General features: G+C 68.6%; 6 protein-coding genes. 1 reads left to right on the top strand and 5 read right to left on the bottom strand.

Translation table 11 applies throughout. The annotated features are described in order from the left end of the window. Positions 1–102: 102 nt before the first annotated feature. From OU996_RS16515 to OU996_RS16500, 4 genes are all read right to left on the bottom strand, one after another. Complete coding sequence (locus OU996_RS16515; RefSeq protein ID WP_420712641.1) at positions 103–1,257, bottom strand: substrate-binding protein; 1,155 nt, start codon at positions 1,255–1,257, stop codon at positions 103–105. A 36-nt stretch (positions 1,258–1,293) separates the two neighbouring features. Beyond that, positions 1,294–2,163 carry a nitrilase family protein gene (locus tag OU996_RS16510; RefSeq protein ID WP_267582700.1) on the bottom strand — a complete coding sequence of 290 codons (870 nt, stop codon included), beginning with the start codon at positions 2,161–2,163 and terminating at the stop codon, positions 1,294–1,296. 232 nt (positions 2,164–2,395) lie between these two features. Further along, positions 2,396–3,010: an ANTAR domain-containing response regulator gene (locus OU996_RS16505; protein WP_267582699.1), complete on the bottom strand. Its 615-nt coding sequence runs from the start codon at positions 3,008–3,010 to the stop codon at positions 2,396–2,398. 33 nt (positions 3,011–3,043) lie between these two features. Next, complete coding sequence (locus tag OU996_RS16500; RefSeq protein ID WP_267582698.1) at positions 3,044–4,213, bottom strand: transporter substrate-binding domain-containing protein; 1,170 nt, start codon at positions 4,211–4,213, stop codon at positions 3,044–3,046. 668 nt (positions 4,214–4,881) lie between these two features. Between OU996_RS16500 and OU996_RS16495 the strand changes: the two genes are divergently transcribed. After that, a complete protein-coding gene (locus tag OU996_RS16495) occupies positions 4,882–10,497 on the top strand; it encodes an autotransporter domain-containing protein (RefSeq protein ID WP_267582697.1) in 5,616 nt (1,871 codons plus the stop codon). A gap of 19 nt (positions 10,498–10,516) precedes the next feature. On the opposite strand, the gene OU996_RS16490 is transcribed toward OU996_RS16495, so the two are convergent. Next, the gene (locus OU996_RS16490; RefSeq protein ID WP_267582696.1) at positions 10,517–11,617 is read right to left on the bottom strand and encodes a TIGR03032 family protein; all 1,101 of its coding nucleotides are present in this window, start codon (positions 11,615–11,617) and stop codon (positions 10,517–10,519) included. Positions 11,618–11,736 lie beyond the last annotated feature (119 nt).

The following is an 11,736-nucleotide window of genomic DNA, read 5'->3' as shown; positions in this document are numbered from 1 at the left end:
CCGGGGAGAGGGTGGAGTGAGGGGGCCATCGTGGCAGCCCCCTCTCCTGGCTTCCGTGTTCTCCGCTCGCCCGGATCGGGAGAGCGGAGACGATGAAGGCGTTCAGTTCAGCTTCGGGCACTGCTCGCCGGGATCGACATTCTTGAAGGTCGAGAGGATCTTCACCGAACCGTCGCCCTGCACCTGGCCGAGATACATGGTCAGCGGCGCGTGGCGCTGCTTGTTCATGGTGATGGTGCCGCGCGGGCCGTCGACGCTCACCTCGGCCAGCGCCGGGATCACCTTGGCGGCCTCGGTCGTGCCGGCCTTCTCCACCGCCGCCTTATAGGCATAGACCGCCTCATACTGCGGCACGGACAGGTCGTTCGGGGTCTTGAGTCCGGTGCCGAACTTCTTCTCCATGGCGGCGAGGAAGGCCTTGTTGGCGGGCGTGTCGATATTGGTGAAGTAGGACCCGGCGATGTAGATGCCCTCGGCATCCGGGCCCATGGCCTTGGCCGTGCCCTCGTCGACGGCGAGGTTGCCGTAGAGCGACTTGATGCCGGCCGCGCGCAGCTGCTTGGTCAGGGTCACGTTCGGCGCGCCGCCGGCGGTCGAGGTGATGATGGCGTCCGGGTTGGCAGCCTTCACCTTCGAAAGGATGGCGGTCCAGTCGGTCGCGTCCATCGGGGCGTATTCGTCGCCCACGATCTTGCCGCCGGTCTTCTCGATATAGCTCTTGGTGAAGGCGAGCATGCCGCGGCCGAAGGCGTAGTCGGAGCCGATGAGGAAGTAGGTCTTGGCGCCTTCCTTGTTGAAGAAGTCGACAATGGGGGCGACCTGCTGGTCGGGCACCCAGGCGTTCACATACATGTACGGGCTGCAGGAGCGGCCCTCATAGAACGAGGTGTAGATGTAGGGGGTCTTGCCGCGATTGACGATCGGCAGGCCGGCATTGCGCGCCGCCGAGGTCTCCATGGAGATCAGCACGTCCACCTTCTTCTGGAAGATCAGCGAGTCGAAGGCCTTCTGCGCGCCGGCCGCGCCCGAGGCGTCATCGGCCACTTCCAGCACGACCTTTTTGCCAAGAATGCCGCCCTTGGCATTGATCTCCTCGACGGCCAGTTCCGCCGACTGGACCACGGAGGGCGCGACCACCGAATTGGCGCCGGACAGGCCGACGGGAATGCCGATGGTGATGGTGTCCGCCGCGCGGACGGGGCCCGCCGCGAGCGCGCCGGCCAGCAGGCCGGCCAGTAGCAGGTGATTGCGTGACATCATGGTCTCCGGAAGGTTTTGAGGTTTTTGTGGAGGTCAGTACCAGCCCCGACGGATGTCGGAGCCGAGCATCTCGGCGTAGACGTCGGTGCGCCGGTCGCGGAGCACCTGGTTGAACGCGTTCCAGTTGCGCGCGCTGCGGGCGGCGCCGAGGTCGAGTTCGGCGACGACGATCTCCTCGCCGGTGCGGCTCGCGGGGCCCGCCACCGGCCAGCCCGTATAGGAGATGATGAGGCTCTGCCCCTCGAAGGGCTGGCCGCGCTCGGTGCCGATGCGGTCGGCGCAGGCGATGTAGAGCGAATTGGAATGGGCGGCCGCCATGGCGAGGATGTTGGCCATCGCTTCGCGCCCCTCGGCCTGGCCAGGGATCGGCACCCAGTTGGTCGGCACGCAGACGATGTCCGCGCCCTGCAATGCCTGCAGCCGGTAAGTCTCGGGGAACCAGCCGTCATAGCAGATGGCGACGCCGATCCGGCCGATGGCGGTGTGGAACACCGGGAAGCCATTGTCGCCGGGCTCGAAGAACAGGTTCTCGTTGCCCCACAGATGCATCTTCCGGTAGGTGCCGATATGGCCCTGCGGCCCGATCACCACCGCGCTGTTGTAGAGCGAGGTGCCCGCGCGTTCGGTGATGCCGGCGACGATGTGCAGCCCGCGCTCGGCCGCGAGGGCGGCCCAGGCCCGGCAGGTCGGGCCGTCGGGAATGGTCTCGGCGAGGGCGAAGGCCTCCTCGCGGGTCTCGAACACGTAGCCAGTATTGGCCAGCTCCGGCAGCACGATCAGCGTCGCGCCGGCATCAGCCGCCTGGCCGATCAGCGTCAGCGAATGCGCGACATTGGCGTTGGTATCGCCGATGCGCGGCTCCATCTGGACGCAGGCCACGCGGACAAGGCTCGAAGTCGGCATTTGGGCACACCTCTGCGGTCGTCGCGGTCGCCCGCGGCGTGAAAAACAAAAAGCCCCCGGCAGTGCCTTTCGGCACCATCGAGGGCTGCATAGCCTTGGATGTCAGGCGGCAACGCTGCCGCGGCGCTGATGTAGCGTTGCCCTCATGCAAACGCAGCGGCGCGCCCAAGTCAAGCGGAAATGCCGAGGATGCGTGCAGTCTTGGCGTGTGCCCAAAAGCTGGGCGAATTGCCTACTTCTCCGCCTCGCCGTCGCGATCGAGCTCGATCAGCATGGCATGGGCGTTGATGATCGAGGCCGCCATGGCGCCGATCGGCAGGCGCTTGGCCGTCGCCTGCTTGCGGATGAACTGGTAGGCCTCGTCTTCCGACAGGTTGCGCAGCCCCATCAGCAGCCGCGTCGCCTTCTCCACATCGCGGCGGGTGCGCAGCGTGTCTTCCAGCTTGGCGATCTTGGCGATCAGCCGGCTCTCATAGCCACGCTGCGACAGCGCCAGAACGAGGCTCGCCAGCACGCCGGAGGCGCGGATCGGCCGCACGATCACGCCATGGGCGCTGGAATCGAGCAGTGCCTTGAGCACGGTCGGGTTCTCGTAGTCGACGATGGCGATATGGGCGAGCTGGTGGTCCGCCATCCGCCAGGGCATCGAGCTCTTGGTATCGCGGTCGAGCAGGAAGAACACCGCGTCGAGGGGCAGGGGAAGCTGCGGCGGCGGTGGCCAGACCACCTGCACCTGACAGCCGATGCGCTGGAGCTGGCGCACCAGATCATCGCCATCCTGGTCGCGCGGATGCACCACGGCGACGCGCGTGTTGCGCAGGTTCTGGATGAGCTGCGAGGCGGTCATCGCCCGCCCTCCGGCGCCGCCGGCATCACCCGCTCACGCATGTTCATAGATGTGGTCGACGAGATAGGGGTCGGGCTTCACCGGATCCTTGCCTTCCCACACCACGTCGAAATCGCCATGCTCGTTGACCATGCCGATCCGGGGCAGCAGGCAGGTGTGGTTGTTGTCCGGGTCGACGCGGATACGGCCCTGCGGCGCGTCGATCTCCGTCCCGAGCACGGCATCGACGAGGCGCTGCGTGTCGAGCGACTTCGCCCGCGCCAGCGCATCGGCGAACAGCTTGATCTGGAAATAGGCGGCCTCGGCATACATCGTCACCGGCGCATCGGCACCGAAGCGGGCGCGGTAGGCGGCGACGAAGCGGCGATTGGCGGGGGTGTCGACCGTCGAGAAATAGGGCGCCGAGGTGATATGCCCGACGCACAGCTCCGGCCCGATGGCGCGGATCTCGCCTTCCGCCATGGTCAGGCTGGCGATGGGCAGGGTGCGCGGGTCGAAGCCCGCCTCGCGGAAAATCCGGTAGAGCATCTGCCCGCCCTGGCCGACCACGGTGGAGAACACCGCCGAGGGCGCGCGCCGGCGGATGTCCTCGACCACGCGGCGTATGTCGTCGCCGTGCGGCTGCTCGGGCACATAGGTTTCGGCCACCACCTCGCCGCCGCCGCGCGAGACGAGGTCGCGCATGATGCGGTTCGATTCGCGCGGGTAGATGTAATCCGAGCCGACGAGATAGACGCGCGGCCCATAGGTGGTGAGCAGGTGTCGGGCGAGTTGCAGGCTGTTCTGGTTCGGCGCCGCGCCGGTGTAGATCACATTGGGCGAGTACTCGAAGCCCTCATAGAGCGAGGGATACCACAGCAGCGCGTTGCGCCGCTCCACCGTGGCGAGGATCGCCTTGCGGCAGGAGGAGGTGCAGCAGCCGAAGATGACGCTGATGCTGTCCTCGGTCAGCAGCCGCTCGGCGTAGCGCCGGTAGAGGTCCGGGCTCGATTCCGGGTCATAGCACACCGGTTCGATCGGCCGCCCGAGCACGCCGCCGGCGAGGTTGATCTCCTCGATGGCCAGCGCCGTGCCGCGAAAATGCTCGGTTTCCGGCTCGCGCATGTGTCCCTTGCGGGAGAACAGCACGCCCACCCGCCACACGGCCTGTCCGGACGCCGAAGCGCCCTCGGCACCGCTGAAAGTCTCTACCGCACTGCTCATGTCTGTCCCGTCAACCGCCCCGCCCGCCACCACCGGGGACGCGAGGCACGGCGCAGGGTTTGTGAGCCGCAGGCCGCGCAATGGCAAGAGGGCGGGCGCGGCGCGAGCATCCTGCACCGGTCGGAGCGGCGCCGGCATGCCTTCGTCATGTGGCAGCGTTTGGACACATGACGTAACGTATTGTCATAATTTGCGGTCCCATGGTACGGCTAGACCATGAGCCGGAAGGACATGCGCCGCGCGCGTCGTCTTGCCCGGCGCCGGTTCGGTGGTGCGCGATGCGGGTCGCGAAGTGGCCGTCATCAGAACAAGGCCCGACGGGGCCTCGCCTCTCATTTGACGCTCCACCAACGCCGCCGAGACATCTCCCCCCGAACCATCTGTCGCGTCTCAGAAGCGACCGTGCCGTACCACATTGGCGCCGGCGCCTGCTGGCCTCCGCAGCCCTGGCGGCTCTGGCGCTCGCCGGCCTCGCCCCCCGCGCCTTTGCCCTCGATCCCACGCCGAACGGCGTCTCGAACCCCGTCGGGCCCGGCGGAAATGGCTCGTCGAATCCCCGCGGCGGTGGCGGTGGTGGCGGCGGCGCCGGTGTCACCGGCGGGTCCGGTGCGCCAGGCGACAGCCTAGCGGGGACGAGTGGCGGCGGCGGGGCCGGCGGCATCGCGCCGGTGGGCGCCAATCCCGCGGGCAATGGCGACGCTGGTGGCGATGGCGAAGATGGCGGCTCGGGCGGCGGCGGCGGCGGCGCCGCCCATGGCTATTTCAACTCGGTGTCGCCGACCGGGGTGCTGGTCGGCGGTATTGGCGGCGATGGTGGCGACGGATCGTCTTATGACGGCTTCTACGCAACTGTCGCGGGCGGCGCCGGCAATGGCGGCGCGGGCGGCTTCGGCGCGTCACTGACCCCCGGCTCGTCGCCCATCGTCATTTCCCAACAGGTGCGCGGCGGCAATGGCGGCAAAGGCGGCGATGGCGTCGTCGTCATCATCCCGCATCCGGGCGAACTGCCCACCATCATCGCCAGCGGCGGCGCCGATGGCGGCGCCGGCGGTCATGGCGTCTTTCTTTCCGGCGATAACGGCACGCTCATCATCCAGCAGAGCGTCACGGGTGGTGATGGCGGCGATGGGGGAGACGGAAGCTACGGCGGCGCGGGCGGTGTCGGCGGCGCCGGTCTTGTCATCTCTGGCGATGGCTGGGACGTCTCCATCGCCAGCGGCGCGACCGTCACCGGCGGCGATGGCGGGCAGGCCGGAATGGGGCGCTTCACGCCCGGCGAGGACGGGGCCGGCAATGTCGGCATCCTCATCACCGGCAGCAACAACCAGCTGTCGCTCGCCGGCGGCGCGGCGGGTGGCAATACCGGCGGCGGGCTTTCCCAGGCCGGTGCCTTCCTGATCTCCGGCGATTCCAACACGGTGATCCTGGAGGCGGGCTATAGCGCCAGCGGCATCGTCGCCACCGGCAATACCAACATACTGGCGCTCGGCGGCACATCCGACGGCACGTTCGACATGACGAGTGTCGGCCCCGTGGGCTCCACCATCGCCGGCTTCTACACGATGGAGAAGCTGGGGACGAGCACATGGACGCTGACCGGCACCCCGGCGGTCGATGTGAGCTGGTCGCTCGAGGGCGGCGTGCTGTCGATCGCCGCGGCCAGCAATCTCGGCCTCGGCAGCGGCACGCTCACCTTCGCCGGCGGCACGCTGCAGGTCACGCAGAGCCTCACGATCGGACAGGCCGTGATCCTGAACGCAGCGGGCGGCTCGGTTGACGCGCTCCCGGGCCAGACCCTCACCCTCAGCGGCGTGCTGAGCGGGGCAGGGAGCCTGACGCTGACCGATAGCGGCACGCTGGCCCTGAGCGGCGCCAACAGCTTTTCCGGCGGGGTGAACCTCACGCAGGGCACTGTCAGCGTCGGCAGCAATCAGGCGCTGGGCACCGGCACGCTTGCCATGAGCGGCGGCACCACGCTCGCCTTCGCCGTGAACGGGCTGATGATCGGCAACACCGTCACCGTGGGCGGCGCGGCGGCGATCTATCTCAACGCGATCAGCGGCACGCTCGCGGGCGCCATCAGCGGGGCGGGCGCCGTGACGCTGGCGGGCGACGGCAGCCTGTTCCTGACCGCCGCGAACAATTTTAGCGGCGGCACCGTCATCGCGCAGGGCACCCTCTATCTCGGCAATGGCAGCGTCGCGGGCTCGATCCTCGGCGACGTTTCGAATAACGGCGTCCTGGTCTTCAATTCGCCCGTGGACCAGAGCTTTGCCGGCGTCATTTCCGGCACCGGCGCGGTGAGGGTGCAGGGAGGCGCTAGCGTCAATCTGACGGCCAGCAACAGCTTCTCCGGCGGCATCACCATCGCCAATGGCTCGACGCTGGTGATCGCCGCCGACGCCGCGCTCGGCGGCGGGGCCGGGGTGCTCACGCTTGAGAGCGGCACCCTCGCCACGACGGCCTCCTTCGCGACGGGGCGAGCGGTGGCGCTCGACGGCACGGCGTCCGGCACGCTGGCGAGTACGGTTCTCGACGTGGTCGCCGGCAGCATGCTGACGCTCACGGCCGGCATTGCCGAGGACTCCGCCTCGGCGCTGACCAAATCCGGCGGCGGCACGTTGGTGCTGGCCGGCACAAACGGTTTCTCCGCCGGCGTCATCTTGGAAGACGGCATTGTCGAGGTGGCGGCGGATAGCGCGCTCGGGGCCGTGACAGGCGGCGTGACCCTCGCCGGCGGCACGCTCGCCATGACTGCGAGCTTCGAGAGCGAACGGCTGTTCGCCGTATCGCCACCCGGCGGCACGCTGGATGTGGCGGCCGGCCAGACGGTGACCCTGGATGGTGCGCTCAGCGGCAGCGGCAGCCTGGTCAAGGCCGGGGCCGGTACGCTGGCCCTGACCGCCGACAGCTCCTTCTCAGGCCCCACCACCGTGTTGACGGGCACGCTGGGGCTCTATGGCGCCTCGCTCGCGGGATCGGCGGTCACCGTGGCGGGCGGCGCGACGCTGACGGGATTTGGTTCCGTCAACTCCATCGCGGTGCTCGCGGGCGGAGCCCTGTCGGGCGGCTGGTCGGGGGTCGACAACCCGCAGGGTATTCCGCTCCTCGCCGCCACGGCGACGCTCGATGCGGGCGCGGCGGCCATTCTCACCCTTGGCGCCGGTGCCAATTCGGGGATCGCGACCGTCAGCGCCGATCTCACCCTCGGCGGCACGCTCGATGTTGCCGGCGCGCCGCCGCATGGCGCGGGCATCTACCGAGCCTTCAGCTACGGGGGCAACCTTGCCGGCAGCGTGACGCTGGGAACCACGCCGGTCGGCTACACCACGACGCTCGACCTCAGCAATGACGGTCAGGTCAACCTCGTCATCCGCGATGCCAGCCCGTTCCAGTTCTGGACCGCGTCGGGGGGCGCGCTGGGCGGCTCGGGTAGCTGGACGGCCACCAGCGACACCTGGGTGGAAGCCGCCTTCGGCATCGAGAATCCCTGGGGCGGCGAGTTCGGCATCTTCACCGGCACGGCCGGCACCGTCACGCTGGAGGGCCGCGCTTCCTTCGAGCAGCTTGAATTCGTCAGCGACGGTTATGTGATCGCTCCGGCAAGCGCCAGCTCCGGTCTCTCTGTCCATGATGGCAGCCGGATCTGGGTCGAGGGCCATGACGTGACGGCCACGATCGACGCGACCATCACCGGCACGGGCGGGCTAGAGAAGATCGGCGCCGGCCGCCTGGTGCTCACCGCCGACAACGACTTCGTCGGCGGCTTGCGGATCAGCGGCGGCACGGTTCAGGTCGCGCGCGATGCCAGCCTTGGCGTTGCAGGCGGACTTATCAATCTCGCGCGGGGCGGGCTTCTCGCCGCAGGCTCCTTCGATACAGGGCGCACCGTCACGCTCGATGGTTTTGGTGTTTTGGGCGCCATCGGCGGTCAGACACTCGGCATCAACGGTAGCATTATCGGCACCGGCACGCTCATCAAGAGCGGCGACGGCGCGGTCCGCCTCGCCGGCAGCAACAGCTTCAGCGGCGGCACGCGCATCATGGCGGGGCGGCTCGTGGCGGCGAGCGGCGCGGCGCTCGCGGACGGCGACACGGTCGAGATCGACGCGGCCGGCACGCTCGCGCTGGAGGCGTCGGAGACCATCGGCTCGCTCGCGGGCGAGGGCAGGGTGGAACTGGCGGCCCACACGCTGACGACCGGCGGCGACAACCAGTCGACCCGCTTCGCCGGCGTTATCTCCGGCAGCGGCCGTCTGGTGAAGACCGGCACGGGTGCGCTCGTGCTCGACGGCGACAACAGCTTCACCGGCGGAACGACCATCGCCAGCGGCCAGATCACGCTGGGCCATGGCGGCACCACGGGTAGCCTGGTCGGCGATGTGCGCAATGACGGCGTGCTGGCCGTGAACCGGTCCGATACGCTCATCCTCGACGGCACCCTTTCCGGCACCGGCGCGCTGGTCCAGCAGGGCTGGGGCACGCTCATCCTCACCGGTAGCAACAGCTATACGGGTGGCACGACCATCACGGCGGGCACGTTGCAGATCGGCAATGGCGGCACGCAGGGCTGGATCCTCGGCCCCATCGTCAATGAGGGTGCGCTCGTCTACGACCTCTCTAGCTTCTATGTGTTTCCCGCCGCGCTCACCGGCTCAGGCACGGTGACGCTGACGGGCGGCGGATCGGTGCTCTATGCCGGCAGCGCCTTTGCCGGGCCAGTGTTTGTGGAGCAGGCCAGTCTGGAGCTGGCATCGGGCGTCACCAGCGCTTCGTCCTTCACGGTCGGCGCGGGCGGCGTGCTGAGCGGCACGGGCACCATCGCCGCTCTCACCGTGAATGCGGGCGGCGTGGTCGCGCCCGGCTATTCGCCGGGCACTCTGGTTGTCGCCGGCAATGCCGTCTTCAACGCTGGCTCCCTCTATCAGGTCGATGTCGCGCCGGGGCAGGTGAGCGACGTCATCACGGTCGGCGGCCATGCCACCATCGCGGATGGCGCCCAGCTCGCCGTGGTCGGCACGCCCGGCTCTTACGCCAATTCCTGGAGCTTCAACGTCCTCTCCGCCGCCGGCGGCATCATCGGCACCTTCTCCGGCGCCAGCTCCAACTTCGCCTTTCTCGACCCGGTGCTGAGCTACAGCGCCACCGAGGTCGAGGTGACGCTGGTGCGCAACGACATTCCGTTCTGGCAGGAGGCGCGCACGGCCAATGAGCGGGCCACCGCTATCGGCGTCGAAACGCTTGGCGCCGGCAACCCGGTCTATGACGCCGTGGCGGCGCAGCTCGCCGGGCAAGCCTATGCCGCCTTCGACGCCCTCTCCGGCGAAATCTACGCCTCGGCGGAGACGGTGATGATGCAGCAATCGGCCTATGTCCGCGACGCCGTGAACATGCGGCTGCGCCAGTCCTTTGGCGCCGGCGACAGTGCCGGTCCGGCAACGGCCAGCCTCGGCACGCTTCCCGTGGTCATATGGGTAACGGGCGTCGGCGGCTGGGGCGACAGCTTCGGCGACGGCAACGCTGCGACCATTGCCAATTCCATCGGCGGCGTGCTGGCCGGCTTCGACGCCGCCTTCAACGCCAATTGGCGCGTCGGTGCTTTCGGCGGTTACAGCGACTCCTGGTTCGATGTCGAGGATCGAGCGTCCTCCGGCTCGATGGATAGCTATACGGCGGGTCTCTACGCCGGCGGGCAATATGGCCCGCTCGCCCTGCGCATGGGCGGCGCCTATACGTGGCATGACGTGTCGGTCGCGCGCAGCGTGGTGTTCCCCGGCTATGAGGCCGGCACCAGCGCGAGCTACACGACCGGCGAGACGCAGATCTTCGGCCAGATCGGCTATGCCTTCACGGTCGAGGATCACCGGATCGAGCCCTTTATTGGTCTCGCCTATGTTCATCTCGACGACGCTTCCGCGGTTGAGACCGGGGCGAGCGCCGCGCTCGATGTCGACAGCGGCGGCATGGACACCGTGTATGGCACGCTCGGCGTCACCCTCAGCAAGACCTTCGAGGTGCAGGGCCGTAGCTACACGCCCAGCGTGACGGTGGGCTGGCAGCACGCCTTCGGCGACATCACCCCGCAAGCGACGATGCAGTTCGCCAGCGGCTCGGAGGCCTTCACCATTTCCGGCGTGCCCATCGCCGAGGACGCTCTGGTTCTCGGCGCCTCCCTCGCCATTAGCCTCGGGCCGACCGCCAGCCTCGCGCTGATCTATGACGGGCAGATCGCCGCCTCGGCCACGCAGAGCGCGCTCAGCGGCCAGCTGCTGATCCGCTTCTGAGCCGCGCCGCTCCTGCGCGTCAGCCCCAGCCGGGCGCGTCGAGATCGCGCGCCGGAGCTTCCATCGTGATGACGCTGGCAAATTCCGGCCCCTGGCTCGGCGCCGCCATGGGGCACCGGACGCCCGGCAGCGCCGCGACATCGAACAATTCGCGGATCATTCCCTGGAAGCGCACCCAGTGCACGATATCGCCCGTGGCGAGATTGATGATCTGGACGCCGCACCAGGGCTCGCCGCCGCGCCGGGCAATGGACTCCTGCAAGGGCAGGCCACCAAAATTGCTGTCGCGCGGCAGGGACAGCGTGACGATGGCGTACCCCGCTTGGAAGGCGAGGCCGCGCAGGAAGCCGGGACAGAAGGCGATCTCGGTGCGCGCGCCCGAACTCGGGTCGAGCCGCACCAGCAGGCCGCGCCCGGAATCGAGCACATAGAGATGCCCCTGATAAAACCGGGGCGAGTGGGGCATGGAGAGGCCCTCCGCCACGACCGCGTCATTCGCGAGGTCAATCACCACGCCGCCGCCGGCCCGGTGGGCGCGCCAGCCATCCACCACATCGGTGCGCGCGACCGCCGTGACATAACGGGGGCGGCCGGCATCAAGGCACAGGCCGTTCAGGTGACAGCGGTCCTCGGCCGCCAGACGCGAGATGAAGCGGGGTTTCCACAGAGGCTGGAAGGCATGGGTCGCGCTTACCGTGGCGAGGCAGGAATATTTGGTGTTCACGAAAATGAGCCGGCCCTGCGCATCGCGGGCAATCTCGTGAATGTCGAGATCCCCCGTCACCTCGGCGGCGCGGGGCACGTAGAGCCGGTCGAAAATGCCGTTGGCCAGCTCGTCCGGCGCCAGCACATTCTCCAGCCGCCAGATCTGCTGGCGCGCGGCGATGAAGAGGCGGCCGGCCTCGGCCCATAGCCCCATCGCCCGGACGAAATCGCGACGGTGGAACGATACGTCGCCCTGCGGGCTGCGCCCGATCAGGATGAGCTGCCCGGTCTGGTAGGAGGAGAGGGCGAGGCTGACCATATGGGTGGCCAGCCAGTCCCCAAAGCCGCGCGAACAGGAAATCTGCGTGGCGCCGGCCCCGGTGGCTTCCGTGGCGGGGGAGGTGCTGTCGTTCATGAGGCGCCCACTCCGGCAGACCGCAACACAACGGGGAAGCCAAGCGTCCCGATACCACCGCTCTGACATGAGGCCGGCGCGCCGTCCAGAGGGATGCGACCTCACCGCGCCGAAGCGTG

The sequence above is a fragment of the Ancylobacter sp. SL191 genome, from assembly GCF_026625645.1.
Taxonomy (GTDB): Bacteria; Pseudomonadota; Alphaproteobacteria; order Rhizobiales; family Xanthobacteraceae; genus Ancylobacter.
Note: the sequence above shows the minus strand (reverse complement) of the source record. Positions and strands in the feature narration are given on the sequence as shown.